This window comes from Chryseobacterium sp. DT-167 (assembly GCF_058310155.1).
Window position 1 is genome coordinate 158,080 of record NZ_JBZEEQ010000004.1, and the last position, 20,630, is coordinate 178,709.

Below are 20,630 nucleotides of genomic sequence, written 5' to 3' on the forward strand. Positions count from 1 at the left end.
TATTACTTTTTATATTGTCATTTATTTTTTTAATACTACAAAAACAGGAAAATGGTCACTGTACCCCCCTAAATAACGGGTTCCTGCATAAGTTCTGAATGGTCTTTCATTAAACATCTTGTTGCGGCTTCTCAGCTTTTCCGGTTTAAAAATTCTGGCATCATAAAAAGACAAAAGAGAGTTATTCTCAAAAAAAGACTGTGATAACAGGATTTGATCAAACAACAAACCAGATTTATAGTGAAATGCAGAGTAATTCTTAGTAGAATATAGTTCCTGAAAAGGATTTTGCAAAACTTTCTCATGAGTATCATCAAAAAGAATTTTCACTAAATTTTCATCATCCGGATTTTCGTTAAAATCACCACACAAAATTACATTTTCCTTTTCTACATTTATGATCTGAAGAATCCTGTTTCTGATCTCACCCAAAATGTAATTCCGTTTTGGCTGATTGATATCTTTCTCCCTTTTTGAAGGCAGATGCGCCACAAAAACATTGATGATCTCTTCCTTATATTTTACTTTTGAAAACAAAACATCTCTTGTGGTGTCGTAGTTTTCAGGATTATTATCCAATATTTCAAAAAAGAAAGTGATTGCTTCAGAATCAATAATTTCAATTTTAGATTTGTCATACAGCAAAGCAACGTCTACCTTCCTTTCGTCCATCGAATTGTAATGTACAATGCCATATTGTGAATTAAACGGACTCATTTTCACAAGATCTTCCAAAACTTTTCTTCCGGAGATCTCAGAAAGACCGATCATACACGGCAAAATACCTGTCTCTTCCTTCATCAGCTGGAAAACGTGAGAAATTTTGAATAACTTATCTCTGTATTTTCTTTCATCCCAGTTTCTAAGCCCTGATTTGGTAGGATCTAGCCTATGATTAGACGGAGGATCTGGCAAAAATAAGTTTTCTACATTATAAAAAGCAAACAATTCCATCTAACGTTTTTCTATTGACAAGTCTAAAATTTTAGTTTCAGAATGTAAATTTATTGTTTTTTTCAGTACTACACCACAATTAATAATTAAATTTCCACATAAAGTGCATAAAATTTACCATAATCGTAAGCTTGTGAATTTATTCCGATCAAAATTTTAATATATTTAAAATTATTTTCATGAAAATTTTTCCATTGAAACGTGAAATACAAAAAATATCTTGTTTGTAAACGATTGCATTTGATGTTTTCTTCACTAAAGAATGACCTTAATGCAAAAGATCGGGACGTTTTTCCTGAGTAATTCTTACTGCTTCGTCATGTCTCCATTCTTCAATTTTCGCAGAATTTCCGCTTAAAAGAATTTTTGGAACTTCCAATCCTTTATAAGATTCCGGTCTGGTATAAATTGGCGGTGACAGAAGATCGTCCTGAAAACTATCCGTCAAAGCACTCTGTTCGTCATTCAAAACTCCCGGAAGCAACCGAATGACAGAATCTGCCAAAACACAAGCTGCCAATTCACCGCCTGTCAATACATAATCTCCTATCGAAATCTCTTTTGTGATATGCAAATCTCTCAATCTCTGATCAATCCCTTTGTAATGTCCGCAAAGGAAAATAAGATTATTTTTTATCGAAAGTGTGTTTGCTATTTTCTGATTCAATGTAACTCCATCCGGCGTCAAATAAATCACCTCATCATATTCTCTTTGAGATTTCAGATCAGAAATACATTTATCTATAGGCTCGATCATCATCACCATTCCTGCTCCACCGCCGTAAGGTTCGTCATCGATCTGTCTGTGTTTGTTGACCGACCAGTCTCTCAACTGGTGAAAGTGTACTTCTACAAGACCTTTATCCACTGCTCTTTTCAGAATAGAAGTTCTGAACGGGCTTTCCATCAGTTCCGGCAATACACTTATTATATCAATTCTCATTGTTCCGTATTATTTTTTTTATTGGGCGAAATAATCAGTCGTAAGGATGAATCTTTGTTAAAATAGCTCCACATCCAGTTAAAAAATATCGCCAACTTATTTCGAACGCTCAAAATAAGCATTAAATGTAAAAACATCCAAAAATACCACGCCAAAAAACCCTGAAATTTTATAAAAGGTAAATCTACAACCGCTCTGTGCTTTCCGATTGTTGCCAATGAACCCTGATCTTTATACTCATACTCATCCCATTCCGCAAGATTTTTTCTTAGAAAATTCTTTCCTAAATTTTTTGCCTGATTGATTGCAACATTGGCAACCTGAGGATGACCTTGAGGATATTTCGGAGTTTCCATGTACGCAATATCTCCTATAGCATAAATATTGTCGTATCCTTTTATTTTATTAAACCGATCAACGATATATCTGTTTCTGATCAGCTTTTCAGAAGGAAAACCTTCAACCACATTTCCCACAACACCTGCTGCCCAGATTACGTTATTTGATGGAATCTGTTTTCCGCTTTTTAAAAATACTTTATCACCATCATAATCAGTAACAACCTCCCCACTCATGAAATTCACTCCGAGTTCTTTCAGATATTTTTCAGATTTTTCCTGCGCTTCAGGACTCATTACTGCCAAAGGCTTTTCTGTAGAACTTACCAGAATGATCTTAAGATTATTAAAATTCATGTAGGGATAATCACGCGGAAGAATTTCTTTTTTCATTTCAGAAAAAGCACCTGCCAATTCTACACCGGTTGGTCCGCTTCCTACGATTACGATATTCCAGTTTCCATCATCGCTACGGCTTTTTTCAAGAATCAGTTTTTCAAAAGTCATCAGCACATGATTTCTGATACCAATCGCTTCCTGGGTATTTTTCATCCCGAAAGCCTTACTTTCAAGTTCTTTATTTCCAAAAAAGTTGGTTTTGCAGCCTGTTGCGATGATTAGTTTATCATAAGTGAATTCAGCTTCATCTGTAATGACTTTATTTTGGGAGGGAATAATCTCTTTAACTTCCGTTAAGCGAAACTGTGTATTTCTGGAATTCTGAAAGATTTTCCGGAAAGGAAAAGAAATATTGGAAGGTTCGATTCTGCCACATGCAACCTGATAAAACAGCGGCTGAAACATATGATGGTTTACTTTATCTAAAACAATTACTTTTTTGTTTTTATTGTTTAATGTTTTCGCAAGCTGCAGCCCCGCAAAACCTCCTCCGATGATGATGATCTTTTCGCGTGTTTCCATAATACACAAATTTACTGATTTTTTTTAGCATTTTCTGGAGCAAAAAGTTAGTTTTGCAAAACTTTATGACCGGAAAAAAGTACACCAAAAAAACTGCCAAAAGCATCCATAAAAAAAGACGTAAGAATTATTTTTTACGCCGGAAAATCCTTTTGGTAATATTGATCATTGCCCTTATCGGAACAGGCTTTTACCTCAAACAGTCAATAAGTTACTATTACGCTTTATATTTTAACAAATTCAGTCATAAAAAGCTTCATAATAGCGAACATGAAACTTTAAGAATTCAGAAAATCCTTAGTAACAATCTTGATAAAACATACGGCTTTGACATTTCACATTATCAGAATAAAGAAGATATCAGCTGGGACAGTCTGAGCATCGGAAACAAAACCATCCCATTAGAATTTGTTGTAATGCGCGCAACAATGGGAAACAGAAGTGCAGACAAACATTTTGACGAATTCTGGCAACAGGCGCAGAAACACAAATTGATTCGTGGTGCTTATCATTTTTACAGAGCTGATGAAGATCCTGTCATTCAGGCAAATAATTTTCTGAAGAATGTAAAACTTGAAAGCGGTGATCTTCCACCGATTTTAGATATTGAAAAAATTCCGAGAAGAAAATCAAATAAAAAACTCATCGAAGATCTGAAAATCTGGTGCAAAATTGTAGAAGAAACATACGGTGAAAAACCAATTATTTACACGTATTACCATTATTACAATGACTTTCTGAAAGGCGAATTTGATGACTATCCGCTTTGGTTGGCAAATTACAATGACGTTCCTACTCCTTCTCCTGATGATGACTGGGATTTTTGGCAATTCAGCGAAAACGGAATTGTCTACGGAATCAATACCAAAGTTGATCTGGATATTTACAATGGCGGAGTTTGGTCTTTGAAGAGTTTGACTTTGGATTGAGTTTAGATAATTGTTTTTTAAAAATTTAATATTCAACGCTGAAAGGGTTTTAAACCCTTTCAGCGTTATAAAAGGATAACGTAAGCCAAACAAATAAAACTACTTAAAAGGTTTTCTTTGAATCCATTCTATTGTCGGATTTAGTGAAGTAAAAATTCTTTCCATAAATTGATTAATCAGGAGATTGCTATGTTTTATCAATCCGAATATTTCAACAGGTTTTGCTCCAATCGTAGACTTTATTTCTAAAGCAGTTCTTCCAAAAATAATTCGACTGAATTTCTCATTAATTCCAAACTCTACCATATCTAAAAGCATATTGAGATAGATTTGTTTTTCTTTTTGAATTTCTTTGTCGTAGCCAAGAAAATAAGTATCAATATCTTTATTATTAAGAATTAAAGTATAAAAACCGATCAGTTTTTCATCCAGATAATATCCGAAAACTCTGAAATTTTCTTTTAAAGATTTTTTCATGCTTTCAAAATGATTTTCTGTGAGGAAAAATGTGTTAAAGGTTGCATTTTCAGCAACATTCTGATACAGAATATTCATTTCTTTCTGATGTTTTTTAATTTCATCAAAATGCATTTCAGATTTTAAAATTTCGTCGCTTTTTTTCTTGGCAGATTTGGCTCTGGTTCGGTATTTGGTTGAAAAAGCGTTGAGATAATCTTCAAAAGTCGACCAACTTTCTTTTAACCTTAAAATCATATTTGGCTGAACGGAAAATCTGAAAAATGCCTTATGATTTTTGTCCTGAAAATATTTAATGAAACTTGCCTGATAATCTTTATAAATAATGAGCGATGTTTCCCTTCCTGCTTCTGCATTTCCTCAACGGCTTTATCCAAAAGCGGAATCGCCTGATCAATAGTGATTTTTGATGCATCAAAGTAAAACCCGTTTTGCCCGGTCAACATATTGTTTCCCAGAATCATCACATTCTTACTGAATTTTTTTGCTACAAAATTTTTCATATCACAAAAAGCTTCATCCTTCTGAAAAGTTTTATGTTGAATGAAATTTAAATATTGAAACAGCGCACCGCCAATCAACTCATCGGTTAGGAAAAACCCTACATAAAAACACTTCATGTTTTCCGGACATGAAGTTTCTAAAGTCTCAAAATATTCTTTAGACAACATAATATTATGCTGTCCGATGACATCGCTCCAATTATCGGGAATTTCTGACGAAGATTTGTATTTTTTAAAAGAATAAGACATAAAAAAGGCTACAAATGTAGCCTATATTTTAAATGGTTTAAATTTTATTTTGGGGTCACAAGATTAAATCCGTCAATAGCGTACCAACCACAGATTATTCCTCCCATCAAGGTAATCGTAATCGTCCAATATCCCGTATTGATAAAAATATATTTCCAGGATTTTCTTTCAAACATTGCATTAATTGCTATAAGAGGAAAAACAAAGAAAACTCCTGTCATGAAAGAATGCAAAGCACCGTGACCAAAAGATCTGAAAGCAGTTCCGTAATCATGCATGAATGCAGCAAATGAGGGTTTTGCCAAATTAGGATCTCCTCCCACCATTCCCAAAGCACCAAACTGATGAATGGTCACCATTTGTAGAAAAAAGCCAATCATAACTGACAAAATAATGGAAATAATAAATACCACTCCCATATTTGCACCTTTCATTTTTTCTTCTGTCAATCCGGATTCCTTCATCCATATTTTTCCGAAAACCTTTGGATTATACCAAATAAATCCCGTTAATAAAGGCACTAATGCAGCAAATAATATTGCTAAAAAGTTAATTTGTATCATAATTTTAAGTTTTTGTTTGTGCTTCCAAATCTACACTAAAAAAGTTTACAAAAATATATTTATCTATTAAAAGCTTTAATATTTCGTATTTTTGCACCACAAAATTTGGATATCAATGAATTACGTTGCGGCTGAGAATCTTACAAAATCTTACGGGATTAAAACTCTTTTTAAAAATATTTCTTTTAACATCAATGAAGGTGACAAAATTGCCATTGTTGCCAAAAACGGAAGCGGAAAATCTACTTTGCTGAAAATTTTAATGGGAAAAGAAATCGCAGACAGCGGCTCTGTAATCATTAATAAAGATATTCAGGTGGTTTTGTTTGATCAGGAAATTGATTTTGAATCTGATTTGACAATCGAAGAATTTATGATGACCTTAGATTCGGCTCCAATTCTGGCTTTAAAAAAATATCATCACGCATTGCTGTCAGGAAATCCAGATGAAATGGAAATTGCATTAGCTGAAATGGAGATTCACAAAGCCTGGGATCTTGAAAATGAAATGAGCCAGATTCTTTCTCAACTTAAAATTACAGACTTGACCGCCAAAATGGGAATGCTTTCCGGTGGACAGATCAAACGTGTTGCATTAGCTAAACTCTTAACAGAAACCAGAGCCGAACATCGTCACACGCTTCTGATCATGGATGAGCCAACCAACCACCTTGATGTGGAAATGGTTGAATGGCTTGAAAGCTACTTAAATAAAGCAAAAATCACTTTGCTTCTAGTAACTCACGACAGATATTTTCTTGATGCAGTCTGCGGAATTATCTGGGAAATGGAAGACCAGAATCTGTACTTTCATAACGGATCTTATGCAACATATCTTGAAAATAAAATGATTCGTGAGGACAATATGAACTCTACCATCGACAAAGCCAACAACCTTTACAGAAAAGAATTGGAGTGGATGCGAAGACAGCCGAAAGCGAGAACTACAAAATCCAAATCCAGACAGGATGACTTCTACGAAACTGAAAAAATTGCCAAAACCGATACCCGAAAAGAATCTCTGGAGCTTGATTTTGAAATGAAAAGATTGGGTAACAAAATTCTTGAACTTAAAAATATTTCTAAAAGCTATGGCGATAAATTATTGCTGAAAGATTTCAGTTATTCGTTTCAAAGAGGCGAAAAAGTAGGAATCGTAGGGAAAAACGGTGCAGGAAAATCTACTTTATTAAATATCATTCAAGGTTTTGAGCCAAAAGATTCGGGAGAAATTGAAACGGGAGAAACCATCAAATTCGGATATTTTTCTCAGAAAGGACTGAAATATAAGGAAGATGAAAGAGTCATTGATTTCATTAAAGACATTTCTGAAAACTTTCCTTTAGCTAATGGAAAAACCATTTCAGCGTCACAGTTTTTGAGATTATTTTTATTTGATGATCAAACGCAATATTCGCCGATTTCTAAACTTTCAGGTGGAGAAAAAAGAAGACTGCATTTGATGTATATTTTATATCAGAATCCAAACTTTTTGATTTTTGATGAGCCTACGAATGATCTTGACCTTCCGACTTTAACGGTTTTGGAAAATTTCCTTTTAAACTTTCAGGGAAGTCTGATCATTGTTTCTCACGACAGATATTTTATGGACAGAATCGTTGACCATATTTTGGCTTTTGAAGGCGAAGGAAAGATCAAAGATTTCATTGGGAATTTTTCAGAATACAGAGAAAATAAAAAGCTGGAAGACGGAAGTCAGAAGAATGAAGAGAAAAAAGGTAAACCTGTCGTTGAAAAAGTAACTGAAACACCTGTTGTTGTAGCACCCGTTTCAAAACCACAAGCTCCAAAAAAGAAGTTATCTTTCAAAGAACAACGTGAGTTAGAAACCATTGAAAAAGAAATTCCTGAGTTTGAAGAAAAAAGAGCGAAAATTCTTGATCAGCTTAACAACGAAACAGAATATGAGAAAATTGCAAAACTTTCTGCTGAACTTGAAAGTCTCTCTGAAAAACTTGTAAACCACGAAATGAGATGGCTTGAGCTTCAAGACTAGAAAATTTAATATTAAAAAAAGAGCTGTTCAATAATTTGGGCAGCTCTTTTTTTTATGATACAGTCTCCTGAAATAGCCATTAAAAAGAAGATTCGGGACAACCAAACACTGCGTTCCATGTAAAAACTGTTTAACAAACAATTATGGAATTGGGTGCTAAAGTAAATTACTTGAGAAACAAAAGCATTACTTGAAAATCAAGGTTAGATTTACAGAGAAAGAGGTTTAATCCTTCATATAATAATCTTACGGAAAAGTAAATACCTCATCGGCATCAGAAATTACTCAACTTTAGAAAACTCAGAAAGTCAAAATAAAGCTGCCACAATAATTCCAGATATTATTGACCTCTCAATCTGTTAAATTCGCTAATAACCTCATGATGCGTCACTGTTTTATCTTTAAAGTATGTCACAAAATGCTGTTTTTCCTCCTCCGTTGCACCCATTTGATTTAAAATATTGAATAAGTGCATTTTCATATGACCTTTCTGAATTCCTGTGGTTACCAAAGATCTTAACGCTCCAAAATTCTGAGCCAAGCCAGAAACCGCCAAAATGCTCATTAATTCCTGAGCAGAAGGCTTTCCAAGAAGTGCTAAAGAGAATTTCACCAAAGGATGAAGATTCGTCAGACCTCCCACAACTCCCACAGAAATCGGAAGATCAATCCAGAATCTGAAAATTCCGTTATCTGTTGTACAGTGTGTCAAAGAGGAATATTTTCCATCTTTTGCGGCGTAGGCATGCGCACAGGCTTCGGTTGCTCTGAAGTCGTTTCCGGTTGCAATGACTACGGCATCAACTCCGTTCATAATTCCCTTGTTATGCGTTGTTGCACGAAAAGGCTCGATCTCAGCAATCGTAACGGCTTGTTTGAATTTTCTTGCAAATTCTTCATTTGAAATTCCGCTGTCGTCTTTCAGATCTTCAATTTTACAAGAAACTTCTGCTCTCACAATACAATCCGGAGTGAAATTTGAAAGAATATTCATCACCACCTGCAAAGAATCTTTTTCTTCCTGTGTAAAGTCTTCCTCTAAAGAAATCTCCTCTTTTAAAGTTTTACCAAATTGCTCAAGGCAGGAATTGATAAAGTTTGCCCCCATAGAATCTACCGTATCAAAACTTGCTTTCAGTTGGTAATAATTGGGCATTTCAGCAGTTTTATCAACCAATTTTATTTCTAAAATTCCGCCGCCGCGATTTCTCATGTTTGCCGTGATGCTTTCTGTGGCTTCAAACAATTTTTTCTTTAATTTAAAATTAAAAAAATGCTGAAGTTTGTGAGATTCTGTATTAAAAATAAAATGGGTGTGACCCAATTTTTCAGTATTGATGATCGTGGTTTTAAAACCTCCTTTGTCAATCCAGAATTTGGCTGCTTTTGAAGCTGCTGCCACTACTGAACTTTCTTCAACCGCCATCGGAAGAGCAAATAATTTTCCGTCAATTAAAAAATTCGGAGCAATTCCGTAAGGCATATAAAAATTGGAAATTGTGTTTTCAGAAAACTCATCATGAAGTTTCTGAAGATCTGCATTTTCGTTCCAGTATTGATTGAGTATATTTTGATAATCTGTGTTTCCGTCTAGATATTCATTGACAAGCCAGTCAATTTTCGCCTTTTTGGTCAGTTTAGAAAAACCTTCGATCGGTGTATGATTCATAGAGTTATTTTTAAATTCTAAAATGTGAAGACAATCGTTGGTTTACGATTTCACGCATAATTTAATGACCGTAAATATAGTAAATTTGTTACTGCCTTTTGTTGATAAGTTAGTTAAAAAAAGAGTGATATTTCTCAATTTTGGACTTAGTTTTGTACACCAAACTGTAATTTTTAATCTGATTTAAATTAAATTTAAATGAATTTTGACCGTCTGAAAGAAAAACTGGAAATCCTTGCTGATGCTGCAAAATACGACGTGTCATGCTCATCAAGCGGAGGTTCCAGAAAAAATAAAAAGGGCGCTTTGGGAGACAGTTCTGCAAGCGGAATTTGTCATACCTACACCGAAGACGGGCGATGTGTTTCTCTTCTCAAAATTCTATTAACAAATCACTGTATTTACGATTGTGCATACTGCGTTTCGCGAAGCTCAAATGATATTAAAAGAGCTGCCTTCACAGTAGAAGAAGTGGTTGATTTAACGATTAATTTTTACCGAAGAAATTATATTGAAGGTTTGTTTTTAAGTTCCGGAATTTTCAAAAATGCAGACACAACAATGGAGCGTTTGGTGCGTGTGGCTAAAAAGCTTCGTCTGGAAGAAAATTTTAATGGATATATTCATTTAAAATCAATTCCCGGTGCAAGTGATATTCTGATGCAGGAAGCCGCTTTGTATGCAGACCGGTTGTCAATCAATATTGAGATTCCTACGGAAAGCGGATTGAAATTATTGGCTCCTGAGAAAAACCGTGAAGATATGCTCAATCCGATGAAGTATATCCAAACCGGAATTACCCAATATAAAGAAGAAAAGAAAATTTTCAGAAAAGTTCCAAAGTTTGCTCCGGCTGGTCAATCTACACAGATGATTGTTGGTGCAACGAACGAAAATGATTTACAAATCATCAAAGTTGCGGATCATTTTTATAAAAATTATAATCTTAAAAGAGTTTATTATTCAGGATATGTTCCGGTTTTGGAAGATACCCGATTACCGGCTTTAACGACGGCCGTTCCGATGCTTCGAGAAAACCGTTTGTATCAGTCTGATTGGCTGATGAGATTTTATGGTTTTAAAGCTGATGAAATTTTAGATCCTCATATGCCGTTTTTAGATTTGGAAGTTGATCCCAAACTAAGCTGGGCACTTCGACATCTCGATCAGTTTCCGGTTAATCTTCAGAGTGCAGATTATCAAATGATTTTAAGAATTCCAGGAATTGGGGTGAAAACTGCGAAGAAAATTGTTTCTGCGAGACGTTTTCAGGTTTTAACGATTGATCATTTGAAAAAATTGGGTGCAGCAGTAAATCGTGCTAAATATTTCATCGATTTTAATGCAGGAAATGTTTTTTTAAGACATCTGACAGATTTAAATCTGAAAAAACTCTTGATTGGCGGAAGCACTTCTAAATTTCAGGATCAGTTTTCGCAGCAGCTTACATTGTTTTAATTTTAAACATAATTTCACAATTTTTTCACGAGGATGATTAATTTGTTCATGAAATTTAAGAAAAATAAACAGTTTCTTTGTCATTCCGTAGGAATCTCAGCAATAAATATAATATTAAGTTTAGATTCCTATGGAATGACAAACTTTGTGTAAAAAACTAAAAGCAATGACCACCTTACTCTACGATGGCAGTTTCGACGGACTTTTTACTGCGATATTCGAGGTCTTCGAATATAAATATAAAGATGTGGAAATTGTGAGCAGAGAAAGATTCCATCAGGAAAACATTTTTGCGGAAATTCATGAAGTGATTACACAGGAAACAAAATCGGAAAGAGTTTTAAATAAATTAGAAGAAAATATTGGCAAGTCGGGGATTCATGAGCTTGTGAAAGTTTTTTTGTCAGAAGAGGCAGATTCAGAACAGATTATTTTGTCTGCGGTGAGGCAATCGATTCAATATCCGAAAGAAAATATTCTTCAGAATTTTGCAGATCAGGATATTTTAAGAATTGCTAAAATTTCAAAATCTGTAAGTCGGGAACGACATCGGATGACAGCTTTTGTTCGGTTTGAGAAAATGAAGGATGAAGTTTTCTTTGCCAAAATTGATCCGGATTTTAATGTGCTGCCTCTGATCAGAAAACACTTCAAAGACCGTTATCAGGATCAGAAATGGATGATTTATGATTTACGGAGAAACTATGGGATTCTTTATGATCTGGAAACGTGTGATTTCTTTTATCCGGACGAAAAACTGGATTTAAAAAAGTATCAGGAGAAATTTCATGATGAAGAAAATCAATATCAAAAGCTTTGGCAACGATATTTTACAAAAACCAATATTGTTGAAAGAAAAAATTTACAACTGCATATTCAGCATGTTCCTAAAAGATACTGGAAATATTTAACGGAAAAGAACTGATAAAAATGCAACTTCATGTTTCATAATTTAAAATTGTAAATCATTTCTCAAACAAATAGCTTTTAAATTACAGGATACTAAAGGATGAAAAGTATTGTAAAGATACTGCCGTTATCTGAACTTGTTTTTGTAAATTTGTGTTTGAAATTTTTTACTAAATGAAAGAAAGTGCTGTAAAAAAAATTGCAGTTCTTACTTCGGGAGGTGACTCTCCGGGGATGAACGCAGCATTAAGAGCAGTTGTAAGAACTGCCAATTATTATAATATCGAATGTTACGGAGTGAGAGAAGGCTACAATGGTCTTATCCACGATGATTTCCTGAAAATGGGACCTCGTTCTGTGAAAAATATAATCAACCAGGGCGGAACTATTCTGAAATCTGCCCGTTCCAAAGAGTTTATGACCAAAGAAGGTCGCCAGAAAGCTTATGACAATTGCGTAAAATACGGAATTGATGCTTTGGTGTGCATCGGCGGAGACGGAACTTTCACGGGAGCTAAAATCTTTAACGAAGAATTCGGAATCAGAGTAATCGGTGTACCGGGAACTATTGACAATGATATCTTCGGCACAGATAACACGATTGGTTACGATACAGCTTTAAATACCGCAATGGATGCGATTGATAAAATACGAGATACAGCTACTTCTCACAACAGAGTTTTCTTTGTTGAGGTGATGGGGCGTGATGCGGGTTTTATCGCATTAAACAGCGGATTGGCAACCGGAGCTCTGGATATTCTGATTCCTGAGAAAAAAGACAGTATGGATGAATTGTTTGCGAACTTCAGAAATGCCGAAAAAACAGGAAAAGCATCAAGCATTGTAGTTGTAGCAGAAGGCGAAAAACTGGCGAACATCTATGAACTAGCCGAACAGACAAAAGTGGAGTTTCCTGATTATGACATCAGAGTAGCAATTTTAGGTCATATTCAGAGAGGTGGGTCACCAAGCTGTGCCGACAGGGTTTTGGCAAGCAGATTGGGTTACGGAGCAGTAGTAGGATTGATGGAAGGACAAAACAATGTGATGGCAGGAATGCGTTCCAACGATATTGTGTATACAGAAATCGAAGAAGCCATCAAAAAACACAACGAGATCAATAAAGACCTTTTACTGATTTCGGAAATTTTAGCAATCTAATATTTTATAATTAAATAAATCAAAACAATTATGTCAACAATTAAAGTAGGTATTAACGGGTTTGGTAGAATCGGTCGTCTTGTATTCAGAGCGATGACTGAAAGAGACAACATCGAAGTCGTTGGTATCAATGACCTTATTAATGCAGAATACATGGCTTATATGCTAAAGTATGATTCTGTACACGGTATTTTCCCGGGAGAAGTTTCTGTAGAAGGAAATGATCTTGTGGTAAATGGTAAAAAAATCAGAGTTACTGCAGAAAGAGATCCAAACAACCTGAAGTGGAACGAAATCGGTGCTGATTACATCGTAGAATCTACCGGTTTATTTTTAGATAAAGAAAGTGCTGCTGCACACATCAACGCTGGTGCAAAAAAAGTAATCCTTTCTGCTCCTTCTAAAGATGATACTCCAATGTTTGTAATGGGTGTAAACCATACAGAACTTACAGACGATATCAAAATCTTGTCAAATGCATCTTGTACAACCAACTGTTTAGCTCCTTTGGCTAAAGTAATTCACGATAACTTCGGAATCGTAGAAGGTTTGATGACTACTGTACACGCTACAACGGCTACTCAGAAAACTGTTGACGGTCCTTCAATGAAAGACTGGAGAGGTGGTAGAGCTGCTTTAAATAATATTATCCCTTCTTCTACTGGTGCTGCAAAAGCGGTAGGGAAAGTAATTCCTTCATTGAACGGAAAACTGACAGGGATGTCTTTCAGAGTACCAACGGTTGACGTTTCTGTAGTAGATTTAACGGTAAGAATCGAAAAAGCTGCTTCTTACGAAGAAATCTGTTCAGTAATCAAAGCTGCTTCTGAAGGTGAATTGAAAGGTATTCTTGGATATACTGAAGATGCTGTAGTTTCTCAGGATTTCGTAGGAGACAAGAGAACTTCAATCTTTGATAAAGATGCCGGAATTATGCTTTCTCCTAACTTTGTGAAACTTGTTTCTTGGTATGATAACGAAATGGGTTATTCAAACAAATTAGTTGATATGTTAATTCATGCTTCTTCTTTGTCAAAATAATAAGCAATCAAATATACATAATGAAACCTTCCGATTTTGGAAGGTTTTTTGTTTTAATATTTTACACTTGCCATGTATTGTTTTAAAATATTTTATATCCTACACCGATACCCAACCAAGGCTTCTTATTATGATTCCAAATTTCTGCGTCTTGGCCAATTGCATAATCAAAACCCAAAAAGACTCCAAGATTAATACTGTTATATGAATATGTTAGTCCAAAAGCAATAGATCCAAGTCCTTTGGTGAATTCTGAATCATCAATAATTGGTGAGCTAGATAAATCTGTGTTAGATTTATTTAATTTTACAGATGACGCACCCAATAAGATACCTCCTGTAATCTTCCATGTATTTTCTTTAGTTCCAACCTCCTTTTGGTATAAAAAGTTGGTTTGTCCAAAAGAATATCCTATAAATAAATTTCCATTTATTCCTGTTGAAAAATCTTCTTTTAATCCATTTTTTCCCTTAAATCTATATTTGATTGGTATTGTAATTCCATTAACAGTTATACTTTTTGTCCATAATCTAATACTTTTACGATTTTCCAATGTGTAAAAATATACAGTTTTGTCATTTTCGTCATTTTCTTTAATGAGTATATAAGGATTAACGATCAACCGATCTTTAGAAATAGAAACCATGGCGTTTGCTTTATAACCTAAATTAGCATCTATAATATCTGGCTTAGTTAGAGTTTTTAAAAAAGAATCATCTATTATTACTTCTTTTACAACTTCTATTTCTTTACCAGAAATATTTACTTTTTCTACAACCTCAATCTTATCTCCAATTTTGAATTTTTTAGCAAGTTCTTTTCTTTCTTTTTCGTTTAAATCTTCATACTTTTTTTGTACTTCTTTTTTAAGCGTATACCCAGATACAGGATTAGAGGGAATTATATAGTGTTTTTTAAACTCTTCTTGTCCAAAGACGATTCCTGCAAATCCCAACAGAAATATTAATAAAAATTTTGTTTTCATGGCTATTAATTTTTAAACAAATTTTAGAAATTTAATAGCATGATAAAATAACCCGTTTGGGTGATTTTTTGTAAAGAAGCTTTTGTAGTTTTGAATCAATAATCTTTTGATTTAAATTAGTGCAATTTACAAATCCACATTTTCTTTCGGAGGCTCAATTGAAGAATTGTTAGTAATATTAATACTTGTTGGAGTCAATAGTGGAATTCCGTCATCATCCAGACGTTTTTTTATCTTCGTTAAGGCTTCACTTTTTATCTGCAGCATATTTGAGCCTGAGACAATCCAGAATTTTGCCTGAAGGTTAAATATTCCCTGTTTTAAATTTGTAAATATGACTTCCGCAGTTTCAACTTTATCAATATTTTCTAAACTTTTAATGACTTCCAAAATTCCCTGCTGTGCTATCAGAATATCTTCGTCAGCAGGAATTTCAAAATCTAAAATGATTTTTCGTTGTGGAGAAGCTGTAATATTTGAAAATGGTGCATTGAAAATCACCTGATTCGGGATGTATACTTTTTTACCGTCGTCACTGATTATTTTTGTGGTTAAAAAACCGATCTCCATTACCGTTCCCGAGTTTCCGCCAATAATAATATAATCTCCGACTTTAAATGCTTTGTCAATACCAATCAGCATTCCTGAGAATATGCTGGAAACCAGATCTTTCAAAGCAACACCGGCTATTACACCGGCAACGCCTAAACTTCCGATAAATTTCCATAGAAATCCGCTGAAGCCCATGATCTCCAGAGCAATAAAACCGCCCATCAGAACAATAACAAAGCGGAAAATTCCTATTATGGTAAGTACAGAGCCTTCTTTTTTGCTCTTGGGGAAAACCTTGTGCATGATTTTTACGGCTACTTTACTCAGATATTTACTCGTAAATAAAAAGAATAAGAAGACGGCAATTCCCACAATCAACTTCGGAGTGAGCCTTGCAAAAGCAATGTACCAGTTTTGTAAAACTTTATATACTGTGTCAATATAACTTAAGCCATAATCCATAAAAAAGCATTTTTAAAATTTTAAATTAAATTTTTAAGCAAAAATTTTGCCAGTAGCAAAAAGTCTATTAAATTTGTAGACTAATAAAAGCAAAATATTATGTCAATTAAACTAGGAGATACCGCACCCAACTTTCAGGCAGATTCTACTGCAGGAAATATTGATTTTTATGAATATCTTGGAGATTCCTGGGGGATTTTATTTTCTCACCCTGCAGATTACACTCCGGTTTGTACGACAGAACTAGGTTATACATCAAAATTAAAATCAGAGTTTGACCAAAGAAATACCAAAGTGATTGCTTTAAGCGTTGATGAGGTGGAAGATCACAAAAACTGGATCAAAGATATCAATGAAACACAAAACACGGATGTTCAGTTTCCGATCATTGCAGATAAAGACAGAAAAGTTTCAGAATTGTATGACTTTATTCATCCAAATGCATCCCTTACAGCAACTGTGCGGTCATTACTGATCATTGATCCGGATAAAAAAGTGAGACTTATTATTACCTATCCGGCTTCAACAGGAAGAAATTTTAATGAAATTATCAGAGTTTTAGATTCTTTACAATTGGTAGATTCTCACAAAATTGCAACTCCTGCCAACTGGAATGATGGTGATGATGTCATTATTCCGCCTTCAATTACCACTGAGGATGCAAGAAATATTTTCCCCAAAGGTGTCACTGAGATCAAACCTTACCTCCGGTATACACCTCAACCCAACAAATAGACTTAGATTTTTTATTTATTATATAGTTTAGTTTTAATTTGAAAAAGCGGCTCGGAAAAATTTCCGAGCCGCTTTTGTTTTATTTAGAAGTTATTATTTCAGATCGTTTGCAACTTCTCTTCCTTTAGATGTTGGCAAATAAATACTGAAACCTACATTAAAACTGATTCTTGAAGTTAATCCTTCGTTTCCGAAACCGGTTACTCCATTATATTTTACTAAACCTTCAACCCCGATATTCGGAGTAATAAAGTAAGAATATCCAGGACCTACACCAAAATCTAAACCAGTTGTAGAGATACCGTTTTCTACATTGAAACCACCAACCCCAACATTACCTTCCAAGAAGAATCTGCCATGATTTAGTAAATTGTCAACACCTTTTTCTCCCGGAGATAAAAAGTAACGTCCCAAAGCGCCTACACCATAATCAAATTGAGTTGATTCTCCTGCTCCCGGCTTAGAAAATCCCAGAGTAACGTATCCTCCCAATGCAACGTTGTCTTTGATAAAGTATGCTGCTCTTGGCTGAAGTTTGATATCGTATCCTGCACCGGTATTTAACCCGAAATTACTAGACAACAAAGTGCTTCCTACCATCCAGTTACCTTCCTGAATTTGTGCATTTGCTGTTCCGGTCAATCCTGCAACAGCCAAAATTCCTGTAAAAATTAGCTTTTTCATAAGTTTATAATTTTAATATTTAATGTCATTATTTTGATAGAGCATTAAATTCAATAAATGTGCCACTACATCTATTTCAGATCATTTTTGCAAATACGTGATAAATATCACAATATGAAGTTTTAAGGCAAAATTGTGCAGATAGTACAATTATACAAGCAAAAGGACTATTGAAATTACCAATCCTGCAATTGCAAATTTCACTCCTCTTTTAAAAGCTTTCGTCTTAGGATTAAACATCCAGAAACTCGAGATCACAAAGAAAAACAGGGAAACACCGAAAAATGCATTAAGAGGTGATAAAGTATCTTTTGACTGTGACTTGTGAAGCTTCGTCATTTTATCCAAAACATAAGGAAGCTCTTTTTTGGTGTACTTTGCCTGTCCTGTTGATGTATTGTAAGTTCCCTGTTTGAATTTTAAAATATCACCTTCCTTTTTTTCGACTTCGAAATTTTTTATTTTCAGCTCTTTTCCAAGTTCTTTCTCTGAAAGGTTTACTGCAACTTTTTTGTCAATCTTATTTTCTTTTTTCAAGAAGTCTGTGTCTCTGTAAATTAACAAAACACCACTAATAGCATAAACCGCCATAATTCCGGCGAGAAAAAAGCCTAAATAACGGTGTGTAATTCTCATAAAACTTCTAGTATCCTTGATCCTATCCATATATTATTTTTTCGTTTAAAATTTCAAAAGTGGAAACTGCAAAATTGCAACTTCCACTTTGAATTGAGAAATTATTAATGTTATAAAATTTTAAAGTCTGTATGTCAGTGTGAAATAGTAATTTCTTGGTGTAATAGGGTTTACAGAGTAATTTTCGTGAACGTTGTAGTTTACAACATCAAATAGATTGCCCACTCTTCCTTGTAATGAGAATTTTTTCCATTCATATCCTAAAGATAAGGAAACTGTTGTGTAATCTTTGAGCTCAAAACTTCTGCTTACATCTTTTCTGGTAATATTTGTAGATTTTGAATCATTCCAGCCTGCAATTCTGTCTCCGATGTAATAAACCCCTATTCCTGCTTTTAATCCGGGAACGTATTTTGTGAATTTATAAAATACTGATGCATTGGCTGTCGTTGCAGGTGTTCTTACAAGTCTCTGCTTTTCTACATACCCTTTTTCCGGAGTATCTAAATAGACCGAGTTGTTATATGAAAAACCGCCGATGATCGATAGGTTTTCTGTAGGATTTCCGGTAATATCCAATTCTACACCGCGGCTTCTCATTTTTCCTGCAAATTCCTTTAGGTTTGTATCGGGCGTTTGTGGCGTTCCGGTTGCATCAACGTAGAAAAAATTCTGATAAAAGTTATGATATAGAATCTGATAGAGGGTTACATTAACTGCCAAAGCGTTATTCCAGATGTTTTTCTTAGCACCTATTTCATATTGATCTACTGTGGTAGGTTTTATTCCTTGTTTAGGCAAATCAATTACCCTGCTTCTCACCTGTGACAATGTTCCGGTAGTATTTAAATTGCTGATCTGATCAGACATATAACCTGCATTTGTTGCGAATGAATTGGTGTATGTTGCAAATGCTGAGAAATTATCATTTGGCATATATACAAAACCTATTTTTGGTGAAAGAGCATTATCTGAAGTTGCCGAGTTTGCCACTTCAGATTTTTCATTCGCTGCAAATCGGGTTATTAAGCTCGGCATATTTTCAAGATATGACCAACGAAGACCCGCAATTACCTTAAATTCTTTTGTTAAACTAACAAAATCCTGAGCGTAAACACCAATTCTTCTTGTCCTTGTTCTTGTCTTAGTATTTAAATTAGAATCAGGCATTGCCAAGCTTCCATTGTCCCAGGAATTTGGATCATCCAAATATAATATGTTTGTAGGAGGTTGTATCAAATTATAAGCATTTGCGTCAGACTGACTATAATCTGCGTCTGTGCCAATTAATACTTTATGACTGATTTTTCCTGTATTGAATTCTCCATTTACATTTACCTGTACAGAACCATAATTTTGCTCGTTATAAGTTTTGTTTAGTGGTGTACTCCAAGATAATTGTGTTGCAACGGGAGGTGCATAAACCCATTGTATTCTTTCTGTAGAAAAATAATCTTTAGTATAATTTTGATATGATGTAGAGGCATTCAACGTCCATTTGTCATTAATTTGATGATTAAATGTTACGTTCGTTGAAGCCTGCTGAACGTTTTGATATTGCCAGTCGGTTCCAAAAAAAGTATTTCTGGGCAACCAGTCAATAAGTGAATAGCTTTGATCTTTGTTGGTGATTGATCCGATCCCGAAATCAGGAGTAAGATCATTTTTAAGATAATCAGCTTCTACAATTAACTGAGACTTTTCGCTTAAATTAAACAAGAAAGAAGGGTTAAAATAATACTTTTCAGATTGTACAACGTCTCTGAAACTTTCAGCATATTCGTAAGTTCCATTTATCCTAAAGGCAACGTTTTTTGAAATTGGTCCGTAAATATCAACCATTGGCTTGTAAGAATTCCAGCTTCCTGCGTTCATTCCTACACTTCCTCCAAAATTAAACTTTGGCTTTTTTGTAACTAAATTAATAATTCCTCCGGCTGCTGCATTTCCGTAAAGCATTGCGGTAGCTCCTTTTAAAACTTCCACTCTTTCAAGTCCGCTTACTTCAGGAAAAACGCCGCTATTCACCCTTGCTCCGTTTTTATAAATATTATCGTTTCCGAAAATAAAACCACGACCTCCGAAACTGTCTTGAGAACCACCTCTTGCGGAAGTAAGGTAAACTCCGTTTACATTCTGTAGAACATCGCTTAGCTGTTTTGCCTGTTGTTGTTCGATAATCTCATGGGTAACAATAGAAATCGCCTGTGGATTTTCCATTACCGTAAGATTTGATTTTGTGGTAACTGGTTTTGCTGTATTTGGATTTCCTGTTTTATGAAGATTTACATCTTCAATGCTTTGTATTCTGATGGTATCAGATTCATTGTTGTTTCTCATCTGAGCACTTACAGATACTGTAATTGCCAAGAGGCTTAATGAGATTAGATTTCTCTTCATTATACTTAATTTGGAATGGATTTAAATAACGCAGCAAAAGTAAG

Annotated in this window: 19 protein-coding genes; 7 read left to right on the plus strand and 12 right to left on the minus strand. The window is 34.5% G+C overall.

Annotated elements, in window-relative coordinates; all coding sequences use genetic code 11:
* Positions 1–21 precede the first annotated feature (21 nt).
* From AC4FQ5_RS07575 to AC4FQ5_RS07585, 3 genes are all read right to left on the minus strand, one after another.
* Positions 22–954 (minus strand): endonuclease/exonuclease/phosphatase family protein, encoded by a 933-nt coding sequence (locus AC4FQ5_RS07575; RefSeq protein WP_491142110.1) that lies wholly within the window; start codon positions 952–954, stop codon positions 22–24.
* A 268-nt stretch (positions 955–1,222) separates the two neighbouring features.
* The gene (gene trmD / locus AC4FQ5_RS07580) at positions 1,223–1,897 is read right to left on the minus strand and encodes a tRNA (guanosine(37)-N1)-methyltransferase TrmD (RefSeq protein WP_491142111.1); all 675 of its coding nucleotides are present in this window, start codon (positions 1,895–1,897) and stop codon (positions 1,223–1,225) included.
* On the minus strand, positions 1,894–3,156 hold the full coding sequence (locus AC4FQ5_RS07585) for an NAD(P)/FAD-dependent oxidoreductase (protein WP_491142113.1): 1,263 nt from the start codon (positions 3,154–3,156) through the stop codon (positions 1,894–1,896). Before AC4FQ5_RS07585 ends, trmD begins: the two co-directional genes overlap by 4 nt.
* 65 nt (positions 3,157–3,221) lie before the next feature.
* Between AC4FQ5_RS07585 and AC4FQ5_RS07590 the strand changes: the two genes are divergently transcribed.
* Positions 3,222–4,085, plus strand: coding sequence for a glycoside hydrolase family 25 protein (locus AC4FQ5_RS07590; RefSeq protein WP_491142114.1), 864 nt, complete (start codon positions 3,222–3,224; stop codon positions 4,083–4,085).
* A 99-nt stretch (positions 4,086–4,184) separates the two neighbouring features.
* Here the strand turns inward: AC4FQ5_RS07590 and AC4FQ5_RS07595 are convergent, their stop codons facing one another.
* From AC4FQ5_RS07595 to AC4FQ5_RS07605, 3 genes are read right to left on the minus strand one after another with little or no spacing between them, the layout of a single operon-like run.
* Positions 4,185–4,799 carry a GNAT family N-acetyltransferase gene (locus AC4FQ5_RS07595; protein WP_491142116.1) on the minus strand — a complete coding sequence of 205 codons (615 nt, stop codon included), beginning with the start codon at positions 4,797–4,799 and terminating at the stop codon, positions 4,185–4,187.
* Positions 4,796–5,314 (minus strand): hypothetical protein, encoded by a 519-nt coding sequence (locus tag AC4FQ5_RS07600; RefSeq protein WP_491142117.1) that lies wholly within the window; start codon positions 5,312–5,314, stop codon positions 4,796–4,798. Before AC4FQ5_RS07600 ends, AC4FQ5_RS07595 begins: the two co-directional genes overlap by 4 nt.
* A gap of 44 nt (positions 5,315–5,358) precedes the next feature.
* Positions 5,359–5,877, minus strand: coding sequence for a DUF1761 domain-containing protein (locus tag AC4FQ5_RS07605; RefSeq protein ID WP_491142119.1), 519 nt, complete (start codon positions 5,875–5,877; stop codon positions 5,359–5,361).
* Between the two features lie 115 nt (positions 5,878–5,992).
* Between AC4FQ5_RS07605 and AC4FQ5_RS07610 the strand changes: the two genes are divergently transcribed.
* Entirely contained in the window at positions 5,993–7,894 is a 1,902-nt protein-coding gene (locus AC4FQ5_RS07610; RefSeq protein WP_491142121.1) for an ABC-F family ATP-binding cassette domain-containing protein, read from the plus strand.
* A gap of 340 nt (positions 7,895–8,234) precedes the next feature.
* Here AC4FQ5_RS07610 and AC4FQ5_RS07615 read toward each other — a convergent pair whose 3' ends face one another.
* Positions 8,235–9,587 carry a hydroxymethylglutaryl-CoA reductase, degradative gene (locus AC4FQ5_RS07615; RefSeq protein ID WP_491142299.1) on the minus strand — a complete coding sequence of 451 codons (1,353 nt, stop codon included), beginning with the start codon at positions 9,585–9,587 and terminating at the stop codon, positions 8,235–8,237.
* Between the two features lie 174 nt (positions 9,588–9,761).
* Here AC4FQ5_RS07615 and AC4FQ5_RS07620 point away from each other — a divergent pair, with 174 nt between their 5' ends.
* The 4 genes from AC4FQ5_RS07620 to gap all read left to right on the plus strand — a co-directional run bounded on the left by AC4FQ5_RS07620 (position 9,762) and on the right by gap (position 14,132).
* Positions 9,762–11,021, plus strand: coding sequence for a putative DNA modification/repair radical SAM protein (locus tag AC4FQ5_RS07620; protein ID WP_491142122.1), 1,260 nt, complete (start codon positions 9,762–9,764; stop codon positions 11,019–11,021).
* A 166-nt stretch (positions 11,022–11,187) separates the two neighbouring features.
* Entirely contained in the window at positions 11,188–11,946 is a 759-nt protein-coding gene (locus AC4FQ5_RS07625) for a TIGR03915 family putative DNA repair protein (RefSeq protein WP_491142124.1), read from the plus strand.
* Between the two features lie 158 nt (positions 11,947–12,104).
* Complete coding sequence (gene pfkA / locus AC4FQ5_RS07630) at positions 12,105–13,091, plus strand: 6-phosphofructokinase (protein WP_491142126.1); 987 nt, start codon at positions 12,105–12,107, stop codon at positions 13,089–13,091.
* 30 nt (positions 13,092–13,121) lie between these two features.
* Positions 13,122–14,132 (plus strand): type I glyceraldehyde-3-phosphate dehydrogenase, encoded by a 1,011-nt coding sequence (gene gap / locus AC4FQ5_RS07635; RefSeq protein WP_300351935.1) that lies wholly within the window; start codon positions 13,122–13,124, stop codon positions 14,130–14,132.
* 82 nt (positions 14,133–14,214) lie between these two features.
* Here gap and AC4FQ5_RS07640 read toward each other — a convergent pair whose 3' ends face one another.
* Both AC4FQ5_RS07640 and AC4FQ5_RS07645 read right to left on the minus strand, forming a co-directional pair.
* Entirely contained in the window at positions 14,215–15,117 is a 903-nt protein-coding gene (locus AC4FQ5_RS07640) for a hypothetical protein (RefSeq protein WP_491142128.1), read from the minus strand.
* A gap of 126 nt (positions 15,118–15,243) precedes the next feature.
* Positions 15,244–16,131 carry a mechanosensitive ion channel family protein gene (locus AC4FQ5_RS07645; protein WP_491142129.1) on the minus strand — a complete coding sequence of 296 codons (888 nt, stop codon included), beginning with the start codon at positions 16,129–16,131 and terminating at the stop codon, positions 15,244–15,246.
* Between the two features lie 99 nt (positions 16,132–16,230).
* Between AC4FQ5_RS07645 and AC4FQ5_RS07650 the strand changes: the two genes are divergently transcribed.
* Positions 16,231–16,866, plus strand: a complete 636-nt coding sequence (locus tag AC4FQ5_RS07650; protein ID WP_491142131.1) for a peroxiredoxin — start codon at positions 16,231–16,233, stop codon at positions 16,864–16,866.
* 93 nt (positions 16,867–16,959) lie between these two features.
* Here the strand turns inward: AC4FQ5_RS07650 and AC4FQ5_RS07655 are convergent, their stop codons facing one another.
* The 3 genes from AC4FQ5_RS07655 to AC4FQ5_RS07665 form a co-directional block, all read right to left on the minus strand.
* Entirely contained in the window at positions 16,960–17,550 is a 591-nt protein-coding gene (locus tag AC4FQ5_RS07655; RefSeq protein ID WP_491142133.1) for a hypothetical protein, read from the minus strand.
* A gap of 150 nt (positions 17,551–17,700) precedes the next feature.
* Positions 17,701–18,216 (minus strand): hypothetical protein, encoded by a 516-nt coding sequence (locus AC4FQ5_RS07660; protein ID WP_491142135.1) that lies wholly within the window; start codon positions 18,214–18,216, stop codon positions 17,701–17,703.
* A 90-nt stretch (positions 18,217–18,306) separates the two neighbouring features.
* Positions 18,307–20,586, minus strand: a complete 2,280-nt coding sequence (locus tag AC4FQ5_RS07665; protein WP_491142137.1) for a TonB-dependent siderophore receptor — start codon at positions 20,584–20,586, stop codon at positions 18,307–18,309.
* Between the last annotated feature and the right edge of the window lie 44 nt (positions 20,587–20,630).

What these genes read in the sequence shown, in the direction of transcription:
- AC4FQ5_RS07575 (WP_491142110.1), bottom strand. Translation starts at nt 954, where the DNA reads ATGGAATTGTTTGCTTTTTATAATGTAGAAAACTTATTTTTGCCAGAT.
- trmD (WP_491142111.1), bottom strand. Translation starts at nt 1,897, where the DNA reads ATGAGAATTGATATAATAAGTGTATTGCCGGAACTGATGGAAAGCCCG.
- AC4FQ5_RS07585 (WP_491142113.1), bottom strand. Translation starts at nt 3,156, where the DNA reads ATGGAAACACGCGAAAAGATCATCATCATCGGAGGAGGTTTTGCGGGG.
- AC4FQ5_RS07590 (WP_491142114.1), top strand. Translation starts at nt 3,222, where the DNA reads ATGACCGGAAAAAAGTACACCAAAAAAACTGCCAAAAGCATCCATAAA.
- AC4FQ5_RS07595 (WP_491142116.1), bottom strand. Translation starts at nt 4,799, where the DNA reads ATGATTTTAAGGTTAAAAGAAAGTTGGTCGACTTTTGAAGATTATCTC.
- AC4FQ5_RS07600 (WP_491142117.1), bottom strand. Translation starts at nt 5,314, where the DNA reads ATGTCTTATTCTTTTAAAAAATACAAATCTTCGTCAGAAATTCCCGAT.
- AC4FQ5_RS07605 (WP_491142119.1), bottom strand. Translation starts at nt 5,877, where the DNA reads ATGATACAAATTAACTTTTTAGCAATATTATTTGCTGCATTAGTGCCT.
- AC4FQ5_RS07610 (WP_491142121.1), top strand. Translation starts at nt 5,993, where the DNA reads ATGAATTACGTTGCGGCTGAGAATCTTACAAAATCTTACGGGATTAAA.
- AC4FQ5_RS07620 (WP_491142122.1), top strand. Translation starts at nt 9,762, where the DNA reads ATGAATTTTGACCGTCTGAAAGAAAAACTGGAAATCCTTGCTGATGCT.
- AC4FQ5_RS07625 (WP_491142124.1), top strand. Translation starts at nt 11,188, where the DNA reads ATGACCACCTTACTCTACGATGGCAGTTTCGACGGACTTTTTACTGCG.
- pfkA (WP_491142126.1), top strand. Translation starts at nt 12,105, where the DNA reads ATGAAAGAAAGTGCTGTAAAAAAAATTGCAGTTCTTACTTCGGGAGGT.
- gap (WP_300351935.1), top strand. Translation starts at nt 13,122, where the DNA reads ATGTCAACAATTAAAGTAGGTATTAACGGGTTTGGTAGAATCGGTCGT.
- AC4FQ5_RS07640 (WP_491142128.1), bottom strand. Translation starts at nt 15,117, where the DNA reads ATGAAAACAAAATTTTTATTAATATTTCTGTTGGGATTTGCAGGAATC.
- AC4FQ5_RS07645 (WP_491142129.1), bottom strand. Translation starts at nt 16,131, where the DNA reads ATGGATTATGGCTTAAGTTATATTGACACAGTATATAAAGTTTTACAA.
- AC4FQ5_RS07650 (WP_491142131.1), top strand. Translation starts at nt 16,231, where the DNA reads ATGTCAATTAAACTAGGAGATACCGCACCCAACTTTCAGGCAGATTCT.
- AC4FQ5_RS07655 (WP_491142133.1), bottom strand. Translation starts at nt 17,550, where the DNA reads ATGAAAAAGCTAATTTTTACAGGAATTTTGGCTGTTGCAGGATTGACC.
- AC4FQ5_RS07660 (WP_491142135.1), bottom strand. Translation starts at nt 18,216, where the DNA reads ATGGATAGGATCAAGGATACTAGAAGTTTTATGAGAATTACACACCGT.
- AC4FQ5_RS07665 (WP_491142137.1), bottom strand. Translation starts at nt 20,586, where the DNA reads ATGAAGAGAAATCTAATCTCATTAAGCCTCTTGGCAATTACAGTATCT.